The sequence below is a fragment of the Bradyrhizobium sp. Ghvi genome, assembly GCF_900115265.1.
In the GTDB taxonomy this organism is placed as follows: domain Bacteria; phylum Pseudomonadota; class Alphaproteobacteria; order Rhizobiales; family Xanthobacteraceae; genus Bradyrhizobium.
In genome coordinates, this window is the sequence record NZ_FOVU01000003.1 from 601,450 (window position 1) to 626,745 (window position 25,296).

Annotated in this window: 26 protein-coding genes and 1 pseudogene; 16 read left to right on the top strand and 11 right to left on the bottom strand. The window is 64.2% G+C overall.

Annotated elements, in window-relative coordinates:
- Nucleotides 1-44 precede the first annotated feature (44 nt).
- Together BM374_RS14095 and BM374_RS14100 are read right to left on the bottom strand one after the other, a co-directional pair.
- Entirely contained in the window at nucleotides 45-683 is a 639-nt protein-coding gene (locus BM374_RS14095; protein ID WP_177248288.1) for an RraA family protein, read from the bottom strand.
- Between the two features lie 23 nt (nucleotides 684-706).
- Nucleotides 707-2,100 (bottom strand): annotated as a pseudogene (locus tag BM374_RS14100) (AMP-binding protein).
- A gap of 321 nt (nucleotides 2,101-2,421) precedes the next feature.
- Here BM374_RS14100 and BM374_RS14105 point away from each other — a divergent pair.
- Nucleotides 2,422-3,045 (top strand): hypothetical protein, encoded by a 624-nt coding sequence (locus tag BM374_RS14105; protein ID WP_092292974.1) that lies wholly within the window; start codon nucleotides 2,422-2,424, stop codon nucleotides 3,043-3,045.
- A 51-nt stretch (nucleotides 3,046-3,096) separates the two neighbouring features.
- Here BM374_RS14105 and BM374_RS14110 read toward each other — a convergent pair whose 3' ends face one another.
- Together BM374_RS14110 and BM374_RS14115 are read right to left on the bottom strand one after the other, a co-directional pair.
- The gene (locus tag BM374_RS14110; protein ID WP_092292977.1) at nucleotides 3,097-3,315 is read right to left on the bottom strand and encodes a hypothetical protein; all 219 of its coding nucleotides are present in this window, start codon (nucleotides 3,313-3,315) and stop codon (nucleotides 3,097-3,099) included.
- Between the two features lie 18 nt (nucleotides 3,316-3,333).
- Nucleotides 3,334-4,341, bottom strand: coding sequence for a 2-dehydropantoate 2-reductase (locus tag BM374_RS14115; protein ID WP_092293480.1), 1,008 nt, complete (start codon nucleotides 4,339-4,341; stop codon nucleotides 3,334-3,336).
- 181 nt (nucleotides 4,342-4,522) lie between these two features.
- Between BM374_RS14115 and BM374_RS14120 the strand changes: the two genes are divergently transcribed.
- A complete protein-coding gene (locus BM374_RS14120; protein WP_092292979.1) occupies nucleotides 4,523-5,089 on the top strand; it encodes a YidB family protein in 567 nt (188 codons plus the stop codon).
- 38 nt (nucleotides 5,090-5,127) lie between these two features.
- Nucleotides 5,128-5,400, top strand: coding sequence for a GlsB/YeaQ/YmgE family stress response membrane protein (locus tag BM374_RS14125; protein WP_244552584.1), 273 nt, complete (start codon nucleotides 5,128-5,130; stop codon nucleotides 5,398-5,400).
- A gap of 145 nt (nucleotides 5,401-5,545) precedes the next feature.
- Here BM374_RS14125 and BM374_RS14130 read toward each other — a convergent pair whose 3' ends face one another.
- Entirely contained in the window at nucleotides 5,546-6,331 is a 786-nt protein-coding gene (locus BM374_RS14130; RefSeq protein WP_092292981.1) for an SDR family NAD(P)-dependent oxidoreductase, read from the bottom strand.
- 230 nt (nucleotides 6,332-6,561) lie between these two features.
- Between BM374_RS14130 and BM374_RS14135 the strand changes: the two genes are divergently transcribed.
- From BM374_RS14135 to BM374_RS14145, 3 genes are read left to right on the top strand one after another with little or no spacing between them, the layout of a single operon-like run.
- Nucleotides 6,562-7,626: an acyl-CoA dehydrogenase family protein gene (locus BM374_RS14135; RefSeq protein ID WP_092292983.1), complete on the top strand. Its 1,065-nt coding sequence runs from the start codon at nucleotides 6,562-6,564 to the stop codon at nucleotides 7,624-7,626.
- Nucleotides 7,627-7,640: 14 nt separating this feature from the next.
- Nucleotides 7,641-8,801 (top strand): acyl-CoA dehydrogenase family protein, encoded by a 1,161-nt coding sequence (locus BM374_RS14140; protein ID WP_092292985.1) that lies wholly within the window; start codon nucleotides 7,641-7,643, stop codon nucleotides 8,799-8,801.
- Nucleotides 8,802-8,816: 15 nt separating this feature from the next.
- Nucleotides 8,817-9,635, top strand: coding sequence for an enoyl-CoA hydratase/isomerase family protein (locus BM374_RS14145; RefSeq protein ID WP_092293484.1), 819 nt, complete (start codon nucleotides 8,817-8,819; stop codon nucleotides 9,633-9,635).
- A 51-nt stretch (nucleotides 9,636-9,686) separates the two neighbouring features.
- On the opposite strand, the gene BM374_RS14150 is transcribed toward BM374_RS14145, so the two are convergent.
- The 3 genes from BM374_RS14150 to BM374_RS14160 form a co-directional block, all read right to left on the bottom strand.
- Entirely contained in the window at nucleotides 9,687-10,433 is a 747-nt protein-coding gene (locus BM374_RS14150; protein WP_177248324.1) for a VOC family protein, read from the bottom strand.
- Nucleotides 10,434-10,435: 2 nt separating this feature from the next.
- Complete coding sequence (locus BM374_RS14155; protein ID WP_092292989.1) at nucleotides 10,436-11,224, bottom strand: enoyl-CoA hydratase; 789 nt, start codon at nucleotides 11,222-11,224, stop codon at nucleotides 10,436-10,438.
- 148 nt (nucleotides 11,225-11,372) lie between these two features.
- Nucleotides 11,373-12,581: an ABC transporter substrate-binding protein gene (locus tag BM374_RS14160; protein WP_092293486.1), complete on the bottom strand. Its 1,209-nt coding sequence runs from the start codon at nucleotides 12,579-12,581 to the stop codon at nucleotides 11,373-11,375.
- A 39-nt stretch (nucleotides 12,582-12,620) separates the two neighbouring features.
- Here BM374_RS14160 and BM374_RS37860 point away from each other — a divergent pair, with 39 nt between their 5' ends.
- The 3 genes from BM374_RS37860 to BM374_RS14170 are packed head-to-tail and all read left to right on the top strand — an operon-like array spanning nucleotide 12,621 to nucleotide 15,201.
- Entirely contained in the window at nucleotides 12,621-12,863 is a 243-nt protein-coding gene (locus tag BM374_RS37860) for a hypothetical protein (RefSeq protein ID WP_143270186.1), read from the top strand.
- Nucleotides 12,864-12,900: 37 nt separating this feature from the next.
- Nucleotides 12,901-13,674 carry a thermonuclease family protein gene (locus BM374_RS14165; RefSeq protein WP_092292991.1) on the top strand — a complete coding sequence of 258 codons (774 nt, stop codon included), beginning with the start codon at nucleotides 12,901-12,903 and terminating at the stop codon, nucleotides 13,672-13,674.
- 36 nt (nucleotides 13,675-13,710) lie between these two features.
- On the top strand, nucleotides 13,711-15,201 hold the full coding sequence (locus BM374_RS14170; RefSeq protein ID WP_143270195.1) for a M48 family metalloprotease: 1,491 nt from the start codon (nucleotides 13,711-13,713) through the stop codon (nucleotides 15,199-15,201).
- Nucleotides 15,202-15,280: 79 nt separating this feature from the next.
- On the opposite strand, the gene BM374_RS14175 is transcribed toward BM374_RS14170, so the two are convergent.
- Together BM374_RS14175 and BM374_RS14180 are read right to left on the bottom strand one after the other, a co-directional pair.
- Nucleotides 15,281-15,682, bottom strand: a complete 402-nt coding sequence (locus tag BM374_RS14175) for a c-type cytochrome (protein WP_092292993.1) — start codon at nucleotides 15,680-15,682, stop codon at nucleotides 15,281-15,283.
- 56 nt (nucleotides 15,683-15,738) lie between these two features.
- Nucleotides 15,739-17,076 carry an MFS transporter gene (locus tag BM374_RS14180; protein WP_092292995.1) on the bottom strand — a complete coding sequence of 446 codons (1,338 nt, stop codon included), beginning with the start codon at nucleotides 17,074-17,076 and terminating at the stop codon, nucleotides 15,739-15,741.
- 181 nt (nucleotides 17,077-17,257) lie between these two features.
- On the opposite strand from BM374_RS14180, the gene cyoA reads away from it, so the two are divergent.
- The 7 genes from cyoA to BM374_RS14215 are packed head-to-tail and all read left to right on the top strand — an operon-like array spanning nucleotide 17,258 to nucleotide 24,185.
- On the top strand, nucleotides 17,258-18,418 hold the full coding sequence (gene cyoA, locus BM374_RS14185; protein ID WP_092292997.1) for a ubiquinol oxidase subunit II: 1,161 nt from the start codon (nucleotides 17,258-17,260) through the stop codon (nucleotides 18,416-18,418).
- 25 nt (nucleotides 18,419-18,443) lie between these two features.
- Nucleotides 18,444-20,441: a cytochrome o ubiquinol oxidase subunit I gene (gene cyoB / locus BM374_RS14190; RefSeq protein ID WP_092292999.1), complete on the top strand. Its 1,998-nt coding sequence runs from the start codon at nucleotides 18,444-18,446 to the stop codon at nucleotides 20,439-20,441.
- A complete protein-coding gene (gene cyoC / locus BM374_RS14195; RefSeq protein WP_092293001.1) occupies nucleotides 20,442-21,071 on the top strand; it encodes a cytochrome o ubiquinol oxidase subunit III in 630 nt (209 codons plus the stop codon). It abuts the gene before it with no gap.
- Nucleotides 21,068-21,448 carry a cytochrome o ubiquinol oxidase subunit IV gene (gene cyoD / locus BM374_RS14200; protein WP_092293003.1) on the top strand — a complete coding sequence of 127 codons (381 nt, stop codon included), beginning with the start codon at nucleotides 21,068-21,070 and terminating at the stop codon, nucleotides 21,446-21,448. The genes cyoC and cyoD overlap by 4 nt, the downstream gene beginning before the upstream one ends.
- Nucleotides 21,445-22,305 (top strand): SURF1 family protein, encoded by an 861-nt coding sequence (locus tag BM374_RS14205; RefSeq protein WP_092293005.1) that lies wholly within the window; start codon nucleotides 21,445-21,447, stop codon nucleotides 22,303-22,305. The genes cyoD and BM374_RS14205 overlap by 4 nt, the downstream gene beginning before the upstream one ends.
- The gene (locus BM374_RS14210; RefSeq protein WP_092293007.1) at nucleotides 22,277-23,662 is read left to right on the top strand and encodes an ATP-binding protein; all 1,386 of its coding nucleotides are present in this window, start codon (nucleotides 22,277-22,279) and stop codon (nucleotides 23,660-23,662) included. Before BM374_RS14205 ends, BM374_RS14210 begins: the two co-directional genes overlap by 29 nt.
- Nucleotides 23,652-24,185, top strand: a complete 534-nt coding sequence (locus tag BM374_RS14215) for a response regulator transcription factor (protein WP_092293009.1) — start codon at nucleotides 23,652-23,654, stop codon at nucleotides 24,183-24,185. Before BM374_RS14210 ends, BM374_RS14215 begins: the two co-directional genes overlap by 11 nt.
- A gap of 78 nt (nucleotides 24,186-24,263) precedes the next feature.
- On the opposite strand, the gene BM374_RS14220 is transcribed toward BM374_RS14215, so the two are convergent.
- Nucleotides 24,264-25,094 carry a CarD family transcriptional regulator gene (locus tag BM374_RS14220; protein WP_177248289.1) on the bottom strand — a complete coding sequence of 277 codons (831 nt, stop codon included), beginning with the start codon at nucleotides 25,092-25,094 and terminating at the stop codon, nucleotides 24,264-24,266.
- Nucleotides 25,095-25,296: the final 202 nt, after the last annotated feature.

A 25,296-nucleotide genomic window follows, 5' to 3' on the forward strand; every position in this document is an offset into this window, starting at 1 on the left:
CGAGAGCCGAATCGGAAGCCCTTCGCGTAGCAGGATGCGGTCGATCAGGACTTGCCGTAAGCCCCCTGGTAGCGGCCCTCGCGGATTGCTTTCAGCGTCTCTTCCTCTCGCCTGACCTGGACGCGTACCGCCTCCAGCAGCGCCGCGGCGCCGGCGGCGGGGAACGACACCACGCCGTCCTCGTCACCCACCACGATATCGCCGGGCGAGATCACGCTGCCGCCGATCGTCACGGGCACGTTGATCTCGCCGGGGCCGTTCTTGTAGGGGCCGCGATGGATCACCGCGCGGGCAAAGCAGGGAAAGTCGTCGGCGGCGAACGCCGCGACGTCGCGGATCGCACCGTCGATCACGTATCCCTCTGCTTTGCGCCATTGCGCGATGTTCTTCATGATCTCGCCGACCAGTGCCCGGGTCTCGTCGCCGCCGCCATCGACCACGATGACGTCGCCGGGACCGACCATCTCGAGCGCGCGATGGATGGCGAGATTGTCGCCCGGCCGGGTGCGCACCGTGAAGGCCGCGCCCACCAGCTTGCCGCTGCGATGATAGGGTTTCAGCCCCACTGCGCCCGGCAGCCGGCTGAGATTGTCTGAAATGACCGAGGTCGGTGCGTTCCTGAAGCCTTCGATGAGTTCGGCGGGCGGCTTCGGCACGCTGTTCGCTGCGATGGTAATCGGCATGAGTTCGGTCCTTCCGTGATTTGCTATTCGGCGGGCGCCCGCGCCTTCGCGGGCATGATGCGAAACGCGCGCCCTTCCTTCATCCACGCCGCGCGCTCATCACGCAACAGGGTGCGACGAACCTTTCCGGAATCGTCGCGCGGTGGCGCGCCGACGAACTCAAAGCTCTCGGGATGCTTGTAGCGGCTGAGCCTGTCCTTCAGGAAGTCGGCCATGCTGTCCGCGATGGCCTGGCCATCCGCGTCCGCTTCGGGTTCGATGATGGCATGGACACGCTGGCCGAGCTCCGGATCCGGCAGGCCCACCACCACGCAAGAGCGCACGCCGGGACTTTCGGAGACGGCGGCCTCGACCTCGGCGGGATAGATATTGGCGCCGCCGCGCAACACCATGTCGGCAAGGCGATCGCCGAGATAAAGATAGCCTTCGGCATCCAGCCGGCCGATGTCGCCGAGCGATTCCCAGCCATCGGCGCGCCGCTTCGGCTCGGCGCCGAGATAGTGATAGGTGGCGTCCTTGCCGTCGTTGTTGAGGAAATAGATTTCGCCGGTCTCTCCGGGCGCAACGTCCTTGCCGTCCTCGCCGATGATGCGCAGGCGCGCCATGTCGCCGATCTTGCCGACCGAGCCCTTGTGCGTCAGCCATTCCGTGCCGGAGATGATGCAGGCACCCTGCCGCTCGGTGCCGCCATAGAGCTCCCAGACTCGCTCAGGCCCGAGCCAGGCGATCCAGTTCTCCTTCAACCAGGGTGGCATGGGAGCTGCCATATGGAACACGGTCTGGAGGCTCGACACGTCGTAGGCATTGCGGACGTTGTCCGGCAGCGCCCAGATCCGGTGCATCATGGTCGGCACGAAATTGACCCATTGCACGCGCTCGCGCTCGATCTGCCGCAGCGTCTCCTCGGCGTCGAACTTGACGAGACCGGTGAGCTTGCCGCCGCCGAACAGCGCATAGTGCGACACGATGAACGGCGCATTGTGATACAGCGGACCGGGAAGTAGCGCGCCACCGGCGGGTCGAGTGGTTCATCGGAAAACCCATCCGGCACGAAATCAGCCGACAACCGGTTCGACGCGTTCCAGTCGGCTTCGCCGCCGACCACCAGCGCGGGCTTGAGAATGTCGAGCACGGCGGCCGCTTCGCCGCGCGGCAGCCGCCACGATAGTGAAGTCGGCGTCGCGCCGCATTTCCATACCGCGAACGTGGTCTCAAAAAACGCATTGCCGTTCGGCAATCCGATCGCGACGAAATCGCCGGGCTTGACGCCCTTCGCCACGAATGCCCGCGCGCGCCGGTTGGCGCCGCGCTCGAGCTGGTCCCAGGTCAGCCTGTCCTGCCCATGCTGGACGGCGATCGTGCCTTCGGGTTTGCGTTGAGCGTACCAGCGCGGCACGTCGGACAAGGGCAGCAGCATCAGGCGTTTCCACTTCGTCTTCTTGGCGTCGCCACAGGATGAGGAGACGAAGTGTAACAGGCGGAACCGGACCTTCAATCCAATTGCCGCCAGCCAGCTCAGCGCCCTCATGACGAATATTTCCCCTCGCATCAAACCGATAAAATTCTAAGCGCATCGTGTGCGGCGCGCCGCTGTGACTCCCTGGCCACGTCAAGCAAAAAATGTCAGCAGTGCAGTCATGAAATTCACGGGTTCCAAGGGTGACAAGTTGGCGATAATGGAGCAAAAATCTGTCCCGACTCGGTTGGGGTTGAGATTTACAGGGAATGCTCTCGTAGAATGTCGGACGAAGTTGCATCGCGTCGCGCGGCGCCTGTTCTCGTTGCCGCAGCAGGTTTTCTTCTGCTGACCTCGTCGCATGCCCACGCGCAATGGTGGAAGCGCGCGCCCGTCGATTTCGAGGAATGTGCCGACGCGGCCGAAAAATCCGCGACCAAGGCCGAAAAGACCGCAGCACTTGCGGATTGCAACGCAAAGTTCGCTGGCCGGCGCAAGGTGGGTGGCGGCTACACCTATTACGACTTCCTCCAGGATCGCACCTTCGACATCGCAGGTCCCAACCCGACCCCGGAGGAGCAGAAGAAGATCGACGAATCCTACACCGCCTATCTCGCCGATCAACGCCGCAACAACGAGGCGGTCCAGGCGACGGCACGCCAGCAGCGCGAGCAGCAGCAACAGCAAGCGCAGCAGCTTCAGCAGGTTGTTCTGCGAACCGAGGTCGAGCGTGTCCCCGTTCCGGTCGAGCGGCCGAAGGTGCAGCAGACCGTCAGTGCGCGATCAAAGAGCGCGCCCTGCACCAAGGGCTCGTTCTCCTGCGAATGGCCGCGGCTGTCGGAGAGCCTGAGCGAAATCAAGAAGCTGTTCAGCCCGACACCGAGCAAGCCGGCAAAGAAGAGCTGAGCTGTCTCTACATCCGTCATGCCTAGGTGGATGGAGATTGGCGCCGGATCCTCAGTGCGTTCGCTTCTTCTTCGAGTGCTTATGTGTGGACACCGGCGCAGGCGCGAGTTCAGGCGCCGCCGTCTGCGAATTGCCCAGCGCCTTCCTGCTCTCCTGCAAGCGCGCGTCATAGCCGGGAGAGTTCATGACCGTCGGGGGCCGGGCGTAGGCGAGCGTTGATGCGCCGCAGAATGAGGCCAGCGCGAGCCCGATCATCAAACAGCGCTTCATTGCACTTCTCCGTCGTTCTCAAGCCATACCGCGGATCTGCTGCGGCGAAAGCCCCGGCGGCCCCTTGCCTGACGTCTCCGCCTCCTTCACGAGCGCAACAATGCGGCGCATCAGCGGCACTGCGACCCTGTTCTGCTCGGCGAGCGCAATGACGGCTCCTTGCAGATAATCGATCTCGGTCGTGCGACCCTGCTTCAGGTCCTGCCACATCGACGAGCGTGCCTCGGGGTCGATCTTCATCGTGCGCCCCAGGATTGCGTTGAAGATCACGTCGGGCAATCTCAACAAGGTCGGCGTCCAGCTCATGGGAATCGGCGTTGCCGACACGGGTGTGATGCCGGCAGCCTTTAGCGCGGCAAGCCCCTCCGCCATCTGGTCCGCGAACAACCGCCGCCAGTCGCGGTCCGCCAATTGCGCGACGAGCGGCAGATCGGAGAGCGCGCTGAGCGCATTGTTCAGGTTGATGATCAGTTTGCCCCATTGCACGCCGGTGATGTCGCTGTCCGCGCGCATGGTGAGACCGGGCACCGACAACGCGGCAGCAGTGTTGCTCGCATCTTCCCCGACATGGATGTCGCCGGAGCTCGAGCGGTGGAAACGCCCCTCCCCCATCGCCACCACATTGAACGGCACCATGCCGGCGAGCACGCGCCGGCCGCCAAGCCGTTCATTCAGCACGGCGACATTATCGACGCCATTCTGTAGCGACACGATGACCGCATCCTCGGGTGCGTGCCGGGCGATCTGATCCGCAACATCGGCCGTGTCGGCGCTCTTGACCGTGACCAGCACGATGCCGGCGCTGTGAAAGATCGCAGGCTCCTCCGACAGCGCCAGCCGGCCTGCCTCCAGCTTCTTCTCGGAGCCGTCGAAATCCGTGAGCCGCAGGCCGAAGCGCTCGATCTCTGTCTTCACCCGCGGCCGCACCAGGAGGGCGACGCGACGGCCGGCGGCCGCCAGCTGGCCTCCGACAAAACAGCCGATCGCGCCTGCGCCGGCCACCACGATCGGTCGATCCGTCACCACCTGACCTGCTCCCTGAATGACCGGCTTTCGATAGCAGAGCAGGGACGCAGAGGCGAGGCCGTCTGCCCATTGCGACCAAGGGACGTCTGCCTTGTAACCGTCATGACAGCCCCATATGTTTTTGCGCCGGGGGCTTGTTACCGGCGAGAGCTCGCCGACGAGAACGCCAAAGGAGAGCACCATGGGTCTACTCGACGTCCTCAACGGCATGCAGAACGGTCCTCGCGGCCCCAGCACCCCGAACTCACAGCAGTCCTCCGGCGGCATGTCGCCGATGACCATGGCGATCCTCGGCCTGCTTGCCTGGAAGGCGTTCAAGCATTTCACCGCGCCCCAGTCCGGCTCCGCGCCGCAGCCATCGCCGGCGCCCGCACCTCCGCCGGTGAACGCAGGCACAGGCGGTGGTCTGAGTGACGTGCTCAAGGGCGGCCTCGGCGGCCTGCTTGCGGGCGGCGCGGCCGGCAGCATACTGAGTGGCGGGCTCGGCGATCTGCTCAACCAGCTGCAGCAGAGCGGCCACGGGGATACGGCGAACTCCTGGGTCAGCAAGGGCGACAATAAGCCGATCGCACCCGGCGATCTCGCCAACGCGCTCGGGGCCGATCAGATCGACAGCCTGTCAGCCCAGAGCGGGCTATCGCGCGACGAATTGCTCTCCGGCCTCAGCCAATATCTGCCGCGGGTGGTCGATCATCTGACGCCGGACGGACGGCTGCCGACCGAGAACGAGATCGCGGGACGGATTTGACCCATCAGGGTCTTCGCATTCGAAAAGGGGAGCATGACATGAGCATGGGCGGCCTGTTGTGGATCATCGTGGTCGGCTTCGTCGCCGGCCTGATCGCGCGCTTTCTGGCGCCGGGACCGAACAATCCGAGCGGCTTCATCCTCACCACCATCCTCGGCATCGCCGGTGCATTCCTGGCGACCTTCGTCGGTCAGGCTATCGGGCACTACGGTCCGGATCAGGGCGCGGGTTTCATCATGGCTACGATCGGCGCCGTGGTGGTGCTGTTCATCTGGCACCGGCTGGTCGCGCGCGGCGTGATCAAGGGGTGACGGCGCCAGCCGTGTGATAGAGGCGCGCTGCCTCCGCGTCGTCATGCCCGGGCTTGACCCGGGCATCCACGTCTTTCGATCCGCGCGGCCTCACGTGGATGGCCGGGTCAAGCCCGGCCATGACGTAGAGAGAGCGCGTCGCCAATCACGTAATCAAATGCATCCCAGCATCCATGCGCACGACCTCACCGGTCATGTTGCTGGAGGCCGGCATCGCCAGGAAGCAGACCAGCTGCGCGATGTCCTCGGCGGATGAAGCGACCTTCAGCGGCACCTTCGCGATCACGCTGTCACGCACCTGTTTTGCACCGGCCTCGCCGCGGCCCTTGGTGAACCAGGGCGTATCGATATAGCCGGGGCACACGGTGTTGACACGGATCAGCGGCGCCAGCGCGCGCGACAGCGACAGCGTCATCGTGTTGAGCGCACCCTTGCTCGCGGCATAGGCGATCGACGAGCCGACGCCGCTGAGGCCGGCCACTGAAGAGACGTTGACCACGGCCGACGGACGCCCCGACGCCTTCGACCCGGCCTCGAGCAGGCTGCGCGCCGCGCGCACCATCTGGAACGGGCCGATGGTGTTGACGCCATAGAGACGCTGGAAATCTTCCGCCGACAATCCGTCGAGATCGGCATGGGCGACGTGCTTGGTGGTGCCGGCATTGTTGACGAGGATGTCGAGCCGGCCCCAGCCGCTTGCCGCCGCGACGATCCTGCGACAATCATCGTCCTTCGAGACGTCGCCCTGCGCAACCAGCACCTCCGCCGCACCCGCCTTGCGGCAGAGCTCTGCCGTGGCCTCGGCTTCCTTCTGGCTCGACGAATAATTGATGACGAGCCGCGCCCCGCTCGCTGCGAGAATTTCCGCGGTCGCAGCCCCGAGGCCGGACGCGGACCCCGTCACGATTGCGCACAAACTGTCCTTGGCCATCCGGATTTCCCTCCCTTGATTGAAGGCCCTGTTTAGCGAGTTTGCCGCGCCCTGCAAATCGAGCAAACTCCGCTAAGCGGAATTAGCTTATCGCCCATGCCCGCACCGCAGATTGACCTGCGATCAATGCTTGTCAGGGCCATGGCTTTTTCGGATCATCGGGCGCAAGAAGAGAGTGCGCGCCGCACCCATCGGGCAGGACGCGCCAATGGCAAAATACGGGGAACGCTGTGGCGGAGAGTGACAATATCGTCGTCGAGACCGCGGAAAAAATCTTCGCCGATCTCGCCGATCCGCAAACCATCAACAACGACAAGAAGGGTGCGTGGCAGGCGCCGCTGTGGCAGGCGCTGAGCGAAGCCGGCCTGCCCTTGTCGTGGGTGCCGGACGATCTCGGCGGCTCCGGTGCGAGCCTTGCGGACGGCTTTGCGCTGCTGAACGCCGCCGGCCGTTTCGCTGTCGCAGTTCCCCTGGCCGAGACCATGCTCGCAGGCTGGCTGCTGGCGCAGGCCAGGATCCCCTCGCCCCAAGGCGAGATGACGGTCGTGCCGTCCTCTCCAAAGGACCGCATCACGATCGATGCCGATGGCACGCTGTCCGGCCGCGCACGCGGCGTGCCTTTTGCCAAAACAGCGAAGCAGTTTGCGGTGCTGGCACATGGCAAGGAAGGCATCTCCATCGCGCTGATCGATGCGAGCAAGGGTCGAATCGAATCCGGGCTCAACGTCGGCTACGACCACAGCGACATCGTGACGCTCGACAAGGTGCAGCCCGTTACCATCAAGCCCGCGCCTGATGGCGTTACCCAGACCACCCTGATGCTGATGGGCGGCGTCGCCCGCAGCCTTCAGATCGCGGGCGCGCTGGAATCCATGCTCGACATCTCCGTGCGTTATTCCAACGAGCGCGTCGCCTTCGAGAAGAAGATCTCGAAATTCCAGGCGGTGCAGCACAATCTCGCCCGCCTCGCCGGCGAATCCGCCGCGGCGCTCGCGGCTGCGACATCAGCCGCCGATGCGATCGCGAATGCAACGTCCTTCAATGACGAGATCTATCTCGAAGCCGCCTCCGCGAAGATCCGTTGCGCGGAAGCTGCGGAGAAAGGCGGCGGCATCGCGCATCAGGTGCACGGCGCGATCGGCTTCACCATCGAGCACATCCTGCATCGCTATTCGCTGCGAGCGCTCGCCTGGCGCGACGATTTCGGTTCGGAGAGCTACTGGGCCGTCGAGCTCGGCAAGCTGGTCGCCTCCAGAGGAGCCGACGAATTGTGGCCGCTCGTGGCGTCGCGCTGATCGGAGAGAGACACATGACCGCTGCCCTCCGTTTCGACCCGATCCGCCTGCCCGAGAAGTGCGAGCAATTGCGCAAGGAAGTGCGCGCCTTCCTCGCCGAGGAAATCGCCGCAGGCACCTTCGATCCGCACAAGCCCAACCGCGAAGATACCGACGTGCCGGAATTTTCGCGCAAGGTCGGCGCCAGAGGCTGGCTCGGCATGACCTGGCCGAAGAAATATGGTGGCCAGGAGCGCTCCTTCCTCGAACGCTACGTCGTGACCGAGGAAATGCGCGTCGCCAACGCGCCGACGCGGCGCTTCTTCGTCGCGGATCGCCAGAGCGGACCGGTGCTGCTCAAATATGCGCCCGAGCACATCAAGATGGAGATCCTGCCGCGCATCTGCCGCGGCGAGATCTGCTTTGCCATCGGCATGAGCGAGCCGAATTCCGGCTCCGACCTGTTCGCGGCGAAGACACGCGCCACCAAGACCGACGGCGGCTATCTCATCAACGGCACCAAGATCTGGACCTCGTCGGCGCACATCGCCGACTACATGATCGCGATCTTCCGGACTTCGCCGCCGACCAAGGAGAACCGCCGCCACGGACTCACTCAGTTCTTGGTCAAGATGAAGCAGCCCGGCATCAAGGTGAACCCGATCGGCCAGATCACCGGGCAATACGAATTCAACGAGGTCGTGTTTACCGATCACTTCATTCCTGACGATCACGTGCTCGGCGAGGTCGATGGCGCATGGAAGCAGGCGACGAGCGAGCTGGCCTATGAGCGCTCGGGACCCGAACGCTTCCTCGAAACCTATTACGTGCTGACCGAGCTGGTCCGGGCGGTCGGCCCCAATCCGGACACGCGCAGCGCCGAAGGCATTGGTCGCCTGGTCGCACAGCTCCACACCATGCGGCGCATGTCGGTCTCGGTGGCGGGCATGCTGCAGGCCGGCAAGGAGCCGGTGGTGGAAGCGTCCATCGTCAAGGACATCGGCACGGTCTGGGAGCAGCAGCTTCCGCACCGCGTGCGCGATCTCGCCGCCTTCGTCGAGGAAACCGCGACCAACCGCGAGACGCTGGAGCGGCAGCTCGACTTCGCCATCAAGACCGCCCCGAAACTCACTATCCAGGGCGGTACCACCGAGGTGCTGCGCGGCATCATCGCTCGCGGGCTGGGCCTGCGTTAATCATTCGAGGATATGATGACCACCTACAAAGATATCGGCGTCGAGAAGGTCGGACACGTCGGCACCATCGAGATCCGCAGGCCGCCGCTCAACTTCTTCGACATTTCGCTGATCAACCAGATCGCGGACGCGCTCGACGAGTTCGATCGCGACATCGAGATCCGCGCCTCCGTTCTGTCGGCGCAAGGCAAGGCGTTCTGCGCCGGCGCCAATTTCCAGGATCCGGCGCGGCAGGCGCAGGAAGCGAAGGAGGCCGAGAACAAGGCCAAGGGCGATCCGGCCGACAATCTCGGCCCGATCAACCATCTCTACATTCAGGCCGTGCGCATTTTCCGCGCCAAGAAGCCGATTGTCGCCGCCGTGCAGGGCGCCGCCATCGGCGGCGGCCTGGGCCTCGCGGTATCCGCCGATTTCCGCGTCACCTGCCCCGAAGCGCGCTTCTCCGCGAACTTCACCAAACTCGGCTTCCACCCTGGCTTCGGCCTGACGACGACGTTGCCCGAACTGATCGGCAAGAACAACGCCGAGCTGATGTTCTACACCAGCCGCCGCGTCACCGGCGAAGAGGCGTACAAGTGGGGCCTCGCCAACGAGCTGGTGCCGCAAGATCAGGTGAAGTCAGCCGCGATGAAGCTCGCCGGCGAAATCGCCGAGTGCTCCCCCCTCGGCCTCCTCGCCACCCGCGCGACGATGCGCGCAGGCCTCGCCGACCGCGTCATGGCCGCGACCAATCACGAGCTCGCCGAGCAGACCCGCCTGCGCGCGACGGAGGACTTCAAGGAAGGCGTGAAAGCCACGGAAGAGCGGCGCGTGGCAAATTTCAAGGGACGGTGATTTTCTCCTTCCTTCTCCCCTTGTGGGGGAGGCGGAAGCGCCGGCAAACGTTTAGCTCACGCGGAACGTCACGCCGCCGAGCAGAAATTCGTTGCCCGCAACCGCAAGCCCTTTTGCTTTCGCGGCATGCAGCACACTCGCGGCATCCGCCACGCGGAACTCCAGCGCGCTCATGATTTCGCTGGCGCCTTTGACGAAGCTGAAGGTGGCGTTCGGCAGCTTTAATTCGGCGCCATCTGCAGCGATCCCGATGATCCTGCCCCAATGCTCCGCCAGCCCCTGCGGATCCGGACTCTGCATCTCCACCGCCGTCAGCGCCTGCGTCACGTCCTTGCGGATGAACTTTTGCCAGTCCGGTCCGGCCGGCGGATACGGGCCCAGAATGTCGTCGCTTCCTTCGGTGTGGTTGAACTCGATGAAGGCGGCGCGGCAGTCGCGGGGGTGGAGCTGGACACCGTGGTAGGGCGCATGGTCGATCACGTTGGCGGTGCGCACGCCCATCGCGTTGGCCTGACGGCCGCGCCCGCCGGGATCGTTGCAGCTGAAGATCGCCATGTACCCACCACGACCGCCGGTCTTCTCGATGAAGCGCCCGGCCGTGGTGCCGTCCTTGAACGGCGCCACCACCTCCAGCAGGATCGTGTCGACCGGTAGCAGCGCATTCTCCAGGCCGTACTTTGCGACGTTGCCGTCGCGGTAGCAGACGGAAAGGCCCATGATCTCCGCGACATCGGAGATGACAGGCTCAAGGCGCGGCGCGACCAGACAGATCTGCCGCAGCCGCATATAGGGCGCCATCGTCATGCGCCCTTGAACGAGGGCTTGCGCTTCTCGACGAAGGCCTTCGCGGCCTCCTTGTGGTCCTCGGTATCGCCGCAACGCGTGTGATGGATCGCCTCGCCATCGAAGCAATCCTCCAGCGGCAGATGCTCGGCATTGTTGATGTTGCGCTTGATGAAGCCGAGCGCGATCGAGGGCCCCTGAGCCAGCGACAATGCGAGCTCATGCGCGGCCACGTCGATCTCGGCATCGGGCACGACCTTCGTCACCATGCCGATCGCATGCGCCTCCCTCGCCGTGAGCACCGGCGACATCAGGTACAGCTCGCGCGCCCGCGCGCTGCCGAGCAGCTGGGTGAGGAAATAGGTGCCGCCGTAATCGCCGGAGAAGCCGACTTTGGCGAAGGCGGTGGTGATCTTGCAGGACTCGCTGGCGATACGCAGATCGCAGGACAGCGCCATCGACAGGCCGGCGCCGGCCGCGGCGCCGTCGAGCTGCGCCACCACGGGCTTGGGCATCTGATGCAGGATGCGCGAGACCTCCATGCCGCGGCGGAGGTTCGCAAGCTTTTGCTCGAACGGCAGCGGCGCGCGGCCCGCAGCCATCGACTTGACGTCGCCGCCGACACAGAACGAGCCGCCGGCCCCCTTGAACAGCACCGCGCGCACCTCGGGATCGTCAGCCGCGCGCCGCGCGGCCTCGACCAATCCTGCAACCATCTCCGGATTGAGCGCATTCTTGCGCTCGGGACGGTTCATGGTGATGGTGAGCAGTCCGCCTTCGAGCTTTTGCAGGACCATGTCGTTCATGGGTGTTTACCTTTCTGTGGCGCCACTCTCTCGTTTCGTCATTCCGGGGCGCGACGAAGTCGCGAGCCCGGAATCCATTCTTCGACCGTCCCCGCCGCCCGATGGATCCGGGGTTCTCGCTACGCGAGCCCCGGGACGACGCTTCGCGTCACTTCTTCACCAGCGGGCAGCGCGACTGCTCCGGCGACTGGAACGCCTCATTGCCCGGCACGGTCGCCAGCAGCTTATAGTCGTCCCAGCGGCCCTTGGACTCTGACGGCTTCTTCACCTCGAACAGGTACATGTCGTGCACCATGCGGCCGTCCTCGCGGATCTTGCCGTTATGAGCGAAGAAGTCGTTGATCGGCGTCTCCTTCATCACCTTCATGACCGCGGCAGCATCGGTCGTGCCCGCCGCCTTCACCGCCTTCAGATAGTGCGTGACGGAGGAATAGACGCCCGCCTGCGCGGAGGTCGGCGGCCGCTTGACGCGCTCCTCAAAGCGCTTCGAGAACGCGCGCGTCTCGTCGTTCATGTCCCAGTAGAAGGCTTCGGCCAGCAGCAGGCCTTGCGCAGTCTCGAGACCGATCGAGTCGATGTCGGTGACAAAGGCCAGCAATGGCGAAACCTTCTGGCCGCCCTTCATGATGCCGAACTCGGCCGACTGCTTGATGGCGTTGACGGTGTCGCCGCCGGCATTCGCGAGCCCGATCACCTTGGCTTTCGAGGCCTGCGCCTGCAGCAGGAATGACGAGAAGTCCGAGGTGTTGAGCGGGTGGCGCACCGAGCCCAGCACCTTGCCGCCGGTCTTGGTGACCACGGCGCTGGTGTCCTTCTCCAGATCCTGGCCGAAGGCATAGTCGGCGGTGAGGAAGAACCAGGTGTCGAGGCCCGATTTCACGGCGGCAAGGCCCGTGACATTGGCCTGGGCGTAGGTGTCGAACACATAGTGTACGGTGGTGGGACCGCAGGCCTCGTTAGAGAGACGGATCGATCCTGGCCCGTTGAAGATGATGATCTTGCCCCGCGCTTTCGCGATCTCGCCGGCGGCCAGCGCGGTGGCGGAGGCCGCGACGTCGTAGATCATCTCGACGCCCTGATTGTCGAGCATGTCGCGGGCGATGTTGGCGGCGAGGTCGGCCTTGTTCTGATGATCGGCCGCCAGCACCTCAATCTTGCGTCCCAGCACCTCGCCGCCGAAATCTTCGACAGCCATCTTGGCCGCGGTCTCGCTGCCCGGGCCGGTGATATCGGCGTAGAGGCTCGACATATCGAGGATGCCGCCGATCTTCAGGGGTGGCTTGTCCTGGGCCTGCGCGGCGGCGCTCGCACTCAAGGCAAACGCGGCGGCAAAAATGCCCGACAAAATATGCTTCATGGAAAACATCTCCCTTGATCGCCTGGCTCTGATGGCGGCTTGATTATCGTTGTTGTCGCAATCATGCCGCATGCGCAAGAGCGCAGCAAGCGGAAGCGCGATGCGCTGCGCACGGCGGCTTTGTGTTTTCCGCAAAACGGAATGGTGAGGGATGGATTAGATATCTGCACATCATTGCGAGCGCAGGAGCGCAATCCAGAATCTCACTGCGGAAAGAATCTGAATTGCGTCGCTGCGCTCGCAGGGGGCGTGGGAAACGCCTTTGCGACGCTCTATACTTGAGGTAAAGCTATAGCATAACGCAACCTTTACGGGTCATGTGACGCAACCCCTTCTTCACCTCGTCGTCGCGCTTGTCTTCCTCGCAGGTCACACAGCGTTCGCGATGCCGTGCCAATTCGACACGCAAGACGAGGGCCGCGTCGCGGCGGTCGTCGATGCACGCAGCATACGTCTCGAGGACGGCCGCGAGGTCCGCCTCATCGGGATCGAAGCGACAGCAGCGACGAAGCAAGCATTGACCTCTCTGCTCGTCGGCCGCGATGTCATCCTGCGCAGCACTGACGACACGCCGGACCGCTACGGCCGTCAGGGCGCGCTGGTGTTCATCGGCGAAAGCGATACCTCTATCCAGGCGAGGCTGCTCGCTCAGGGCGATGCCCTCGTCTCGGCCGAGATCGCGGACAAGGAGTGCGCAACGGCCTTGATGGCGTCCGAAGCCGAGGCGCGACGCCAAAAAAAGGGCAGTTGGGTTGACCTGTCGGCCATAAAAAACGCGGAAAGTCCGGACGATATTTTGGCCGGGATCGGGCGTTTTATGGTGGTCGAGGGCAAAGTCCTGTCGGTCCGGCAAGCTGGGGCAATGACCTATCTCAACTTCGGACGAAGCTGGACACGCGGCTTTGCTGTGACTATTTCAAAGCGCAATCTGCCGGCGTTCGAAAACGCCGGAATAACCCTTAAGTCCTTGGAAAATAGACGTATTCGTGTTCGGGGCTGGGTTGAGGGGAGTACGGGGCCGCGTATCGAGGCGCGCCTCGTGGGACAGGTCGAGTTGCTGAGCGCAAACGAGCCGACAGGGGTAAGGCCTTAAATTAAGGCCAGGCACAGGTTAAGCAACGTGGATAGGGTGCTAGAACGGCACGGACGAGGTGAATGCCGCCGCCTGCGGGCTGCGCCGGCCGTGCTTTGCCTTGCGTTCGCCACGGCGCTCGCCGGATGCGGCGACATGGGCCGGTTCCAGACCGCCGCCGCCCCGCCGACCGTCGCAATGCCCAAGCCGAAGCCGGCGGTCGCCCAAACCCCTGCAACCGAGAAAGAGCACGAGCGCATCCTGGCGAGCTATGGTGGTACCTATGACGACCCGAAGCTCGAATCGCTCGTCAGCAAGACCGTCGACCGGCTCGTTGCCGCGTCCGACCGCCCCGACCAGGGCTACAAGGTCACCATCCTCAACTCCGGCGCGGTGAACGCCTTCGCGCTGCCGAACGGCCAGCTCTACGTCACGCGCGGGCTTCTCGCGCTGGCCAGCGATACGTCGGAATTATCCTCCGTGCTCAGCCACGAGATGGCGCATGTGCTCTCCAAGCACGCCGCGATGCGCGAGGACCAGGCGCGCCAGGCTGCGATCGTCACCCGTGTCGTCACCGACATGAGCAACGACCCCGATCTCACCGCGCTCGCCCTCGCCAAGACCAAGCTCACCATGGCGAGCTTTTCGCGCAACCAGGAGTTCGAGGCTGACGGCATCGGCGTCGGCATCTCCGCCAAGGCGCATTTCGATCCCTATGGTGCCGCCCGCTTCCTCTCGGCAATGGAGCGCAATGCCGAGCTGAAGGCCGGCAAGACTTCGCTCGACCCGCGTGCGCAGGATTTCACGTCGTCGCATCCGGCCACGCCCGAGCGGGTGCAGAATGCGCAGACCATCGCGCGGCAATATGCGGCGCCCGAAGGCGCCGAGCGCGACCGCGAGAGCTATCTCGCCGCGATCGACAACCTCGTCTATGGCGAGGACCCCAGCGAAGGCTTTGTCCGCGGCCGACGCTTCCTGCACCCAAAACTCGGCTTCACCTTCCAGGCGCCTGATAATTTCACGCTCGACAACACCGCACAGGCGGTGATCGGCGTGCGCGAGGGCGGCTCGCAGGCGATGCGCTTCGACGTCGTGCGCGTGCCGGCCGAGCAGTCGCTCGGCGACTATCTCAATTCCGGCTGGATGGAGGGCGTCGAGAAAGCATCCACCGAGGATATCACCATCAACGGCTTCCCGGCCGCGTCCGCCACCGCCAAGGGCGACCAGTGGCAGTTCAAGGTCTATGCGCTGCGCTTCGGCAGCGACGTTTATCGCTTCATCTTCGCCACGCGGCAGAAATCGACCGAGAGCGAGCGCAATGCGCGCGAGACCGTCAATTCATTCCGCCGGCTGACGCTCGAAGAGATCCAGGCCGCGCGACCGCTCCGCATCAAGGTCATCACCGTGCAGCCCGGCGATACCGTGGAATCGCTGTCGCACCGCATGGCCGGCGTCGACCACCCCACCGAGCGTTTTCGTGTGCTGAACGGCCTCGATCGCACCGCGCAGGTGAAGGTGCGCGACCGCGTGAAGATCGTGACGGATTGACGCGCGCTAACCGCGTCATCCCGGGGCGTGCTTGAGCAGCGAACCCGGGACCTCGATCCGCAAAGACCCTGCCGCTGGATTACCGCGCCCTTTCCTTCAAATACGCGATGATGTCGGCGCGATCCTGCGCATCCGGCACGTCGAAGAACATCTTGGTCTCGGGCACCATCGCCTGCGGCCCGGTCAGCCATTTGTCGAGGGTTTCCTCGGTCCAGACGATTCCCGAATTCTTCAGATCGGGCGAATAATCGTAACCGGGAACGCTGCCCGCCTTGCGCCCGACCACGCCCTTATGCATCGGGCCGACGCCATTCTCGTTGATGGAGTGGCAGTCTGCGCAGCCCTTATAGAGCGTCTGGCCGCGCGCGGCATTGCCGGTGGCATCAGCGGGACCGGCTGCGCACAGAAGGGCAACAGCGATCGCGGCGAGACCCAGGCTTGCAGTGCTTCGCCGGACGACGGAATAGGGCCGGATGCTCATGTGATCTCCTGCTTGCGGTCCGCAAACAGGATCGTTGGGTTCGAATTTTATTCCCGTCAGTTCGACGATTCGCCGGCGTCCATGTCACCCGCCTCGCGCTGGCCGCTGAGCCAGAGTGCGAGCAGGGTCCAGAACGCGCCGGAGAGCAGGTACGCACCCGAGGCGATGACGCCGAGATTGGTAGCGAGGAGCAGCGCCACCAGCGGGGCGAAACCGGCGCCGAACAGCCAGGCCATATCAGAGGTCAGCGCCGAGGCCGTGTAGCGGTACATCTGCTTGAAGTTCGAGGCGATCGCGCCCGAGGACTGGCCGAAGGACAGGCCAAGCAGGATGAAGCCGATCACCATGTAGATGGTCTCGCCGAACGCGCCGGCATCGAGCAGCTGCGGGGCGAAACCGCTGTAGATCGCGATCGCGATCGCCGATCCCATCAGCAGCGACTTGCGCCCGACACGGTCGGCGATGATGCCGGAGACCACGATAGCGGCGACGCCGAACACGGCGGCGACGATCTCGATGATCAGGAAGCGTACCGGGCTCTCGCGGGTGAACAGGAATACCCAGGACAGCGGGAACACCGTGACCATGTGAAATAGCGCGAAGCTTGCCAGCGGCGCGAATGCGCCGAGCATGATGTTGTGGCCTTCGCGCGCGACGGTGTCGGAAATGCGCGCGGGCTGGAGCTCGCGGGTCTCGAACAGCGAGGCGTATTCCTCTGTCGTCACCATGCGCAGGCGTGCGAACAGCGCCACGACGTTAATGGCGAAGGCGACGAAGAACGGATAGCGCCAGCCCCAGTCGAAGAAATCCTCGGCGGAGAGATTGCCGGCGAAATAGGCGAACAGCGCGCTCGCGACGATCAGTCCGAGCGGCGCGCCGAGTTGCGGCACCATCGCGTACCAGCCGCGCCTGGAGGCGGGCGCATTCAGCGCCAGCAGCGAGGCCATGCCATCCCAGGCGCCGCCCCAGGCCAAGCCTTGCGCGATGCGCGCCAGCGCCAGCAGCCAGATCGCGGCGACGCCGATCTCGGAATAGCCGGGCAGGAACGCGAGCGCCACGGTGGCGGTGCCGAGCAGGAACAGCGCCGAGATCAGCTTGGCCGTCTTGCCGTAGCTGCGGTCGACCGCCATGAAAATGACGGTGCCGATCGGCCGCGCCATGAAAGCGAGCGCGAAGATCATGAAGGAATAGAGGGTGCCGGTCAGCTCGCTAGTGAACGGAAAGACCAAGCGCGGGAACACGATCACCGAGGCGATCGCGAACACGAAGAAATCGAAGAATTCCGAGGTGCGGCCGATGATGACGCCGATGGCGATCTCGGCGGGACTGGCCTGGTCGTGGCCGTGCTCGCCCGAGTGGAGGTCTGCCATTGCGGGGGTCTGTGCCGTCGCCATTCGTGCGCCCTTAACGTCCTGAAAACCAAAGCCGACCGCCCGGCGGGCGCCAGGCAATCTGTCCCTCTCTGACCCAACATCCCGCAGCGCAACATTGGACAAATTGTCCAATGTCCGGATTGTTGCGCCGCAGCTACCCGTTGGCCCCGCAAAGGAAACTCATTCTCATAAGGCTCGGCCCGTGTCCCGTCTCAAGATCCTGGCGCTGCTACCCCTGGCGGTTGCGCTCAGCGGCTGCAACTACATCGTGCTGGCGCCAGCCGGCGATATCGCGGCGCAACAGCGCGACCTCGTCATCATTTCCACCGTCCTGATGCTCCTGATCGTCGTCCCCGTGATGGCGCTGACGGTGCTGTTTGCCTGGCGCTACCGCCAGTCCAACAGCTCGGCCCGCTACGAGCCGGACTGGGATCACTCGACCAAGCTCGAGCTGGTGATCTGGTCGGCGCCACTATTGATCATCGTCTGCCTGGGCGCGCTGACCTGGATGGGGACGCATCTGCTCGACCCCTATCGCACGCTCGGCCGCATCCATGCCGACCGCGCGATCGACCAGTCCAAGGCGCCGCTCGAGGTCGACGTCGTCGCGCTCGATTGGAAGTGGCTCTTCATCTATCCGGATTACGGCATCGCCACCGTCAACGATCTGGCCGCGCCCGTCGATCGCCCGATCAACTTCCGCATCACCGCCTCTTCGGTGATGAACTCGTTCTACATCCCCGCCCTGGCCGGCCAGATCTACGCGATGCCGGGGATGGAGACGAAGCTCCACGCCGTCGTGAACCACGCCGGCACTTACAAGGGCTTCTCCGCCAACTATAGCGGCGCCGGATTCTCCGGCATGCACTTCAGCTTCCAGGGCCTCGACGACAAGGGCTTCGATGCCTGGGTCGCGCAGGCCAAATCGGCCGGCGGCTCGCTTGGCCGCACTGAGTATCTCCAGCTCGAAAAGCCCAGCGAGAACGAGCCGGTGCGCCGCTGGGGCACGGTCGATTCCGATCTCTACCGCCTGATCCTCAACATGTGCGTCGAGACGGGCAAGATGTGCCAGAGCGAGATGATGGCGATCGACGCCAAGGGCGGCAACGGCCATGAGGGCCTGAACAACACCCTGCCGCTCTCCTACGACAAGTACGCCCGCCGCGGCAGCGCGTTCGGACCCGAGCCGAGCTTCATCGCAGGCACCTGCACGCCGGATGCGCCGCAAGGCCAGACCACGGCCGCGATCAAGGCGCCGCTCGACCCCGCGCCGCTCGTCGGCGCCGGCCTGAAGCGGCCGACCTTCGCGCCGCTGAAGTCCTCGTCCTTCTTCCTCGGACAACGTCCCAAGTCAGACTCCTGACGTCAGACTCCTAAAGAGATCCAGCATGTCTCCTGATCTTCTCAAGTTCATTTTCGGCCGGCTCGGCTTCGATTCGCTGCCGATCCACGAGCTGATCCTCGTCGGCACCTTTGCAGTCGTCGCGCTCGGCGGCGTCACGCTGCTTGCAGGCCTGACCTACTTCCGCCTCTGGGGCTATCTCTGGCGCGAGTGGTTCACCACCGTCGACCACAAGCGCATCGGCATCATGTATATGATTCTCGGCATCGTGATGCTGCTGCGCGGCTTCGCCGACGCGCTCATGATGCGGGCGCAGCAGGCGATGGCATTCGGCGGCTCGGAGGGCTTCCTCCCCGCCCATCACTACGACCAGGTCTTCACCGCCCACGGCGTGATCATGATCTTCTTCGTGGCGATGCCGCTGGTCACCGGTCTGATGAACTTCGTCGTGCCGCTGCAGATCGGCGCGCGCGACGTGTCATTCCCGTTCCTGAACAATTTCAGCTTCTGGATGACGGTCGGCGGCGCGGTGCTCGTGATGCTCTCGCTGTTCATCGGCGAATTCGCCCGCACCGGCTGGCTGGCTTATCCGCCCCTGTCCAACATCGGCTACAGTCCTGATGTCGGCGTCGACTATTACATCTGGGGATTGCAGGTTGCAGGCGTCGGAACGACACTGTCCGGCATCAACCTGATCTGCACCATCGTCAAGCTGCGCTGCCCCGGCATGACCATGATGCGGATGCCGGTGTTCACCTGGACCTCCCTCTGCACCAACATCCTGATCGTAGCCTCCTTCCCCGTCCTGACCGTGGTGCTCGCGCTGCTCTCGCTCGATCGCTACGTCGGCACCAACTTCTTCACGAACGATTTCGGCGGCAGCCCGATGATGTACGTGAACCTGATCTGGATCTGGGGCCACCCCGAGGTCTACATCCTGGTTCTCCCCGCCTTCGGCATCTTCTCGGAAGTCACCTCGACCTTCTCCGGCAAGCGCCTGTTCGGCTACACCTCGATGGTCTACGCCACGGTCGTCATCACCATCCTGTCCTACCTGGTCTGGCTGCACCACTTCTTCACGATGGGCTCGGGCGCCAGCGTCAACTCGTTCTTCGGCATCACCACGATGATCATCTCGATCCCGACGGGCGCGAAGATGTTCAACTGGCTGTTCACGATGTATCGCGGCCGCATCCGCTACGAGCTGCCGATGATGTGGACCATCGCCTTCATGCTGACCTTCGTGCTCGGCGGCATGACCGGCGTGCTGCTCGCGGTGCCGCCGGCCGACTTCGTCCTCCACAACAGCCTGTTCCTGATCGCACACTTCCACAACGTGATCATCGGCGGCGTGGTGTTCGGCGCGTTCGCCGGCATCAACTACTGGTTCCCGAAAGCGTTCGGCTTCAGGCTCGATCCGTTCTGGGGCAAATGCTCGTTCTGGTTCTGGGTCACCGGCTTCTACATGGCCTTCATGCCGCTCTATGTGCTCGGCCTGATGGGCGTGACCCGCCGCCTGCGTGTGTTCGACGATCCTTCGCTTCAGATCTGGTTCGTCATCGCCGCGATCGGCGCCGGCCTCGTCTTTCTCGGCATCCTCAGCATGCTGATGCAGTTCGCCGTCAGCTTCCTCAAGCGCGAGCAACTCAAGGACGTCACCGGCGATCCCTGGGATGCGCGCACGCTGGAATGGGCAACCTCGTCTCCCCCGCCGGACTACAACTTCGCCTTCACCCCCGTCGTTCACGACAATGACGCGTGGTGGGACATGAAGAAGCGCGGCTATCAGCGTCCGCTCACCGGGTTCAAGCCGATCCACATGCCCAGCAGCACCGGCACGGGCATCATCCTCGCCGGCTTCGCTACCGCGATGGGTTTCGGCCTGGTCTGGTACATGTGGTGGCTGGCCGCGTTGAGCTTCATCGCGATGCTCGCCGTCGGGATCGGGCACACCTTCAACTATCACCGCGACTTCGATATTCCGGCTGACGACGTCATCCGGACCGAGGACGCGCGCACCAAACTGCTCGCCGGAGCCAAGTAAATGACTGTTGCTGTCAATCCCTCGCAGACCGGCGAGCCGGTCTTCTACCTCGCCGACGAACATCCGCACCCAGAAGGCTACAGCACCTCGCTCGGCTTCTGGATCTATCTGATGAGCGACTGCCTCATCTTCGCGATGCTGTTCGCAGCCTTCGGCGTGCTCGGCGCCAACTACGCCGCCGGGCCCGCGCCGAAGGACCTGTTCGACCTCGATCTCGTCGCGGTGAACACCTCGATGCTGCTGCTGTCGTCGATCACCTACGGTTTTGCCATGCTGACGATGCAGCAGAACAAGATCGCCCAGACGCAGATGTGGCTCCTGATCACCGGCCTGTTCGGCGCCGCCTTCATCGGCATCGAGCTCACCGAGTTCGCCCACATGATCCATGAGGGTGCCACGCCCCAGCGCAGCGCCTTCCTGTCTGCCTTCTTCACTCTGGTCGGCACCCACGGCCTGCACGTCTCCTGCGGCCTGATCTGGCTGATGACCCTTATGGTGCAGGTCTGGCGTTTCGGCCTGATCGAGGCAAACCGCCGTCGCCTGATGTGCCTGTCGATGTTCTGGCACTTCCTCGACGTGGTCTGGATCGGCGTTTTCACCTTCGTCTATCTCCTGGGAGTTCTGCGATGAGCACCAATACCCACGCAGCTGGCGCGCACGACCATCATCACGACGACGGCCACGGCCACAGCACGTTCTCGGGCTACATGCTCGGCTTCGTGCTCTCGGTGGTGCTCACTGCGATTCCGTTCTGGCTGGTCATGAGCGGCGCGCTGCCGAGCAAGCAGATCACCGCGCTGGTCATCATGGCCTTCGCGGTGGTGCAGATCGTCGTCCACATGATCTATTTCCTGCACATGAACACCAAGTCGGAGAACGGCTGGAGCATGATGGCGCTGATCTTCACCATCGTGATGGTGGTGATCGCGCTGTCGGGTTCGCTGTGGGTGATGAACCACCTCAACAGCAACATGATGCCGATCCACGAGATGACGGGAATGAAATGAGCGACCTCGTGAGCCCTGGGGACAAGGAACGGCGCCGCCCGGCAGGGGCCGCGCGTCCGCACCTGTGGCTCACGGTCCTCTCGCTGATCTCCTTCGTTGTTCTGATGGGCCTCGGCGTCTGGCAGGTCGAGCGCCGCGCCTGGAAACTGGCGCTGATCGACCGTGTCGAGCAGCGCGTCCATGCCGCGGCCCAACCGATCCCCTCGCCGGCTTCGTGGCCCGCCGTCTCCGCGGCAAATGACGAATACCGCCACGTCAGCGTCTCCGGCCGTTTCCTGCACGACCGCGAGACCCTGGTGCAGGCCGTCACGGAGGAAGGCCCGGGCTATTGGGTGCTGACGCCGCTGAAGCGCAGCGACGGCATGACCATCCTGATCAACCGTGGCTTCGTACCATCAGAGCGGCGCGACCCATCGACGCGCGAGGCCGGCAATCCGGACGGCCAGGTCGAGATCACCGGCCTGCTGCGCATCACCGAGCCAAAAGGCGGATTTCTCAGGGACAATGTGCCCCAGCACAACCGCTGGTATTCGCGGGATGTCGCCGCGATTGCAGCTGCGCGCCACCTCCAGAACGCCGCACCTTTCTTCGTCGATGCCGACGCCGGATCACAATCCGCTGGCGGTCCGATCGGCGGATTGACCGTGATCCGCTTTCCCAATAACCACCTGGTCTACGCTTTGACGTGGTTTGCCCTGGCTTTCATGCTGGCCGGCAGGCTTTTCGTCACCTTCCGCGGCGGGCTGTTCCGCCGCAAGCAAGCCTTGAACGGCTTCGTCCACGAACCGGCCGGCGGCCTCGACGCCTCCGCCCGCAGGACGGGATCAGATGCTGGAACGATCGTCGAACCGACCTGACGACGGAAACAATTACGGCGGCCCGGCCGTCACGCTGCAATCGCAGGCGGACGCACGCAGCGAGCTCATCGGTGCTGCACCGACCGACGACGAGACCAACCGCAAGAACATGGCGCTGCTGATCCAGCTGCGCTGGACCGCGGTGGTCGGCCAGATCGTGACCATCGGCGGCGCGCATTTCTGGCTCGGCATTCCCCTGCCCCTGACCCGCATGGGCGCGGTGATCGGCGCGCTGGTGCTGCTCAATGTCTCGAGCCTGATCTGGGTACGTCATCGCGCCACGATCACCAGCAATGAGCTGCTGGTCGCACTGATGCTCGATGTCGCCGCGCTGACCGCGCAGCTTTATCTGAGCGGCGGCGCCACCAACCCCTTCACCTCGCTATTCCTGCTCCAGGTCACGCTCGGCGCGGTGCTGCTCGATGCCCGCTCGACCTGGTCGCTGGTGGCGCTGAGCTGCGCGAGTTTCGTATGGCTGACGGTGGCCTACCGACCGCTCGATCTGCCGCCCAATCCGTTGAGCGAGACCTACACGCTGACCGTCACCGGCATGCTGCTTGGCTTCGTCCTCAATGCCGTTTTGCTCGTCGTGTTCGTCACCCGCATCAACCGGAACCTGCGCCAGCGCGATGCGCATCTGGCGGCGCTGCGCCAGCATGCGGCCGAGCAGGATCACATCGTGCGCATGGGCCTGCTCGCCTCCGGCGCGGCGCATGAACTCGGCACGCCCCTCGCCTCGCTTTCCGTCATCCTCGGCGACTGGCGACGCATGCCCGATCTCATGGCCGATCAGGAGCTTGCCGAGGACCTGACCGAGATGGAAACATCGCTGCAACGCTGCAAGTCCATCGTAACCGGGATTTTGGTCTCGGCAGGGGAAGCACGCGGCGAAGGATCGTCGCCGACGACAGTGACGGCGTTCGTCACCGCACTGGTCGACGAATGGCGCAATGCGCGCTCGGCGCGGACACTCTATTTCGTCAACACCTTTGGTGAGGACATCGCGATCGTCTCCGACATCGCACTGAAGCAGGTGATCTTCAACGTGCTCGACAATGCCTATGAGGTCTCGCGAGAGTGGGTCGAGCTCGTGGCCGAACGCGAGGGCGACAATCTGGTCCTCTCGATCAGCGATCGCGGTCCCGGCTTTGCGCCGGAAATGCTGGCTCAGCTCGGAAAGCCCTATCAGTCGAGCAAGGGCCGCGCCGGCGGCGGACTCGGCCTGTTCCTGGTGGTGAACGTGGTGCGCAAGCTGGGGGGCGGCGTGACCGCCGAGAACCACAGGAAGCGCGGCGCTACTGTCCGCCTGACGCTACCACTCGCAACGCTCGCGATCGGAGGCAGCTTTGACGCCTGACCGTTCGCTCCTTGTCGTCGAGGACGACGAAGGCTTTGCGCGCACACTGAAGCGCTCGTTCGAGCGCCGCGGCTACGAGGTCGTGCTCGCCGCGTCGATCGAGGAGGTCCGGAAAGTCCTGCAGGGCAGATCCTTCGGCTACGCCGTGGTCGACCTCAAGCTCGGCGGAGCCTCGGGCCTTGCCTGTGTCGAGCTGCTGCATAGCCACGACGAGGAGATGCTGATCGTGGTGCTGACGGGCTTCGCCAGCATCTCGACCGCCGTCGAGGCGATCAAGCTGGGGGCCTGCCACTATCTGGCGAAACCGTCGAACACCGACGATATCGAGGCCGCCTTCCACAAGGCCGAAGGCAACGCCGACGTCGCGCTGGACGTGCGGCCGACCTCGATCAAGACGCTGGAATGGGAGCGCATCCACCAGACCCTGATCGAGACGGATTTCAACATCTCGGAAGCGGCGAGGCGCCTCGGCATGCACCGGCGCACGCTGGCAAGGAAGCTCGAGAAGCGGCCGCTGAAGTGATGAAAGCGTAGGGTGAACCCAATCAAAAAGCCCGGCCGCTCGGCCGGGCTTTTGATTGCTTGCGCAGAACGAAGCTGCTTACGCGGCCTCGTCGGCGACGGTGGTGTCGTCGCCATCGGTATCGTCGGTATCGCCCTCGGCATCCGCCTCGCCCTCGCCGTCGGCGGCTTCCGCCTTGGCATTGGCGCGGCGCGGGCTCTTGGCGAGCTGGGCCTCGATCTCCTTGACCGCTTCGGTCTCGGTCGAGTGCTGCACCACCGCGATCTCGCGGGACAGACGATCCAGCGCCGCTTCATAGAGCTGGCGTTCGGAGTACGACTGCTCCGGCTGCGACTCCGAGCGATAGAGATCGCGCACGACTTCTGCGATCGCGACGATGTCGCCCGAATTGATCTTCGCTTCGTATTCCTGGGCGCGGCGCGACCACATGGTGCGCTTGACGCGGGCGCGGCCCTTGAGCGTCTCGAGCGCCTTCTTCACCAACGTAGGCTCGGACAGCTTGCGCATGCCGACATTGGCAACCTTGGCGGTCGGAACGCGCAGCGTCATCTTGTCCTTGATGAAGTTGATGACGAACAGCTCGAGCTTCGCACCGGCGATCTCCTGCTCCTCGATGGCCAGGATCTGGCCGACGCCGTGAGCGGGATAGACGACGAATTCATTGGCCTTGAAGCCCTGGCGCTGGGTCACGACCTTCTTTTCCTCGACCTTCGGCGCAGCCGCAGCGGGCTTCACGGCCGGCTTGGCAGCAATGGGGGCCTTGGCAGGGGCGGCAGCAACGGGAGCCTTCGGAGCAACGGGCTTGGCAGCGTGAGCCTTCGCAGCAGCAGCAGCAGGCTTGGCAAGCTTTGCAGCAGCAGGCTTGGCAACGGTCGCTTTCGCGGCCGGTTTGGCAGTCTTGTTAGGCATTGCGCTTCTTTTGTTCTTCGAGGACTTTGCAGCCGGCGGCGCCTTGGCAGCGGCCCGACCCTTGGATGCGCTACGGCTGGCCGCGGCGACTTTTTTGGCCTCCTTATGGGAAGCCCTCGCTGAAGTACTCTTTTTACGCGTTTTCTGTGACACAGCCTGCGCGCGGAAACTGCCACGCCCCTGTTCGACATTTGGTTTCACG

Excerpts from the sequence above, each read along its gene's own strand:
- BM374_RS14205 (WP_092293005.1), top strand. The coding sequence starts at position 21,445 with ATGAGCGACCTCGTGAGCCCTGGGGACAAGGAACGGCGCCGCCCGGCA.
- BM374_RS14180 (WP_092292995.1), bottom strand. The coding sequence starts at position 17,076 with ATGGCGACGGCACAGACCCCCGCAATGGCAGACCTCCACTCGGGCGAG.
- BM374_RS14160 (WP_092293486.1), bottom strand. The coding sequence starts at position 12,581 with ATGAAGCATATTTTGTCGGGCATTTTTGCCGCCGCGTTTGCCTTGAGT.
- BM374_RS14220 (WP_177248289.1), bottom strand. The coding sequence starts at position 25,094 with ATGCCTAACAAGACTGCCAAACCGGCCGCGAAAGCGACCGTTGCCAAG.
- BM374_RS14095 (WP_177248288.1), bottom strand. The coding sequence starts at position 683 with ATGCCGATTACCATCGCAGCGAACAGCGTGCCGAAGCCGCCCGCCGAA.
- BM374_RS14155 (WP_092292989.1), bottom strand. The coding sequence starts at position 11,224 with ATGAACGACATGGTCCTGCAAAAGCTCGAAGGCGGACTGCTCACCATC.
- BM374_RS14130 (WP_092292981.1), bottom strand. The coding sequence starts at position 6,331 with ATGGCCAAGGACAGTTTGTGCGCAATCGTGACGGGGTCCGCGTCCGGC.
- BM374_RS14150 (WP_177248324.1), bottom strand. The coding sequence starts at position 10,433 with ATGGCGCCCTATATGCGGCTGCGGCAGATCTGTCTGGTCGCGCCGCGC.
- BM374_RS14145 (WP_092293484.1), top strand. The coding sequence starts at position 8,817 with ATGACCACCTACAAAGATATCGGCGTCGAGAAGGTCGGACACGTCGGC.
- BM374_RS14125 (WP_244552584.1), top strand. The coding sequence starts at position 5,128 with ATGAGCATGGGCGGCCTGTTGTGGATCATCGTGGTCGGCTTCGTCGCC.
- BM374_RS14210 (WP_092293007.1), top strand. The coding sequence starts at position 22,277 with ATGCTGGAACGATCGTCGAACCGACCTGACGACGGAAACAATTACGGC.
- BM374_RS14175 (WP_092292993.1), bottom strand. The coding sequence starts at position 15,682 with ATGAGCATCCGGCCCTATTCCGTCGTCCGGCGAAGCACTGCAAGCCTG.
- cyoD (WP_092293003.1), top strand. The coding sequence starts at position 21,068 with ATGAGCACCAATACCCACGCAGCTGGCGCGCACGACCATCATCACGAC.
- cyoB (WP_092292999.1), top strand. The coding sequence starts at position 18,444 with ATGTCTCCTGATCTTCTCAAGTTCATTTTCGGCCGGCTCGGCTTCGAT.
- BM374_RS14140 (WP_092292985.1), top strand. The coding sequence starts at position 7,641 with ATGACCGCTGCCCTCCGTTTCGACCCGATCCGCCTGCCCGAGAAGTGC.
- cyoC (WP_092293001.1), top strand. The coding sequence starts at position 20,442 with ATGACTGTTGCTGTCAATCCCTCGCAGACCGGCGAGCCGGTCTTCTAC.
- BM374_RS14110 (WP_092292977.1), bottom strand. The coding sequence starts at position 3,315 with ATGAAGCGCTGTTTGATGATCGGGCTCGCGCTGGCCTCATTCTGCGGC.
- BM374_RS14120 (WP_092292979.1), top strand. The coding sequence starts at position 4,523 with ATGGGTCTACTCGACGTCCTCAACGGCATGCAGAACGGTCCTCGCGGC.
- BM374_RS14105 (WP_092292974.1), top strand. The coding sequence starts at position 2,422 with ATGTCGGACGAAGTTGCATCGCGTCGCGCGGCGCCTGTTCTCGTTGCC.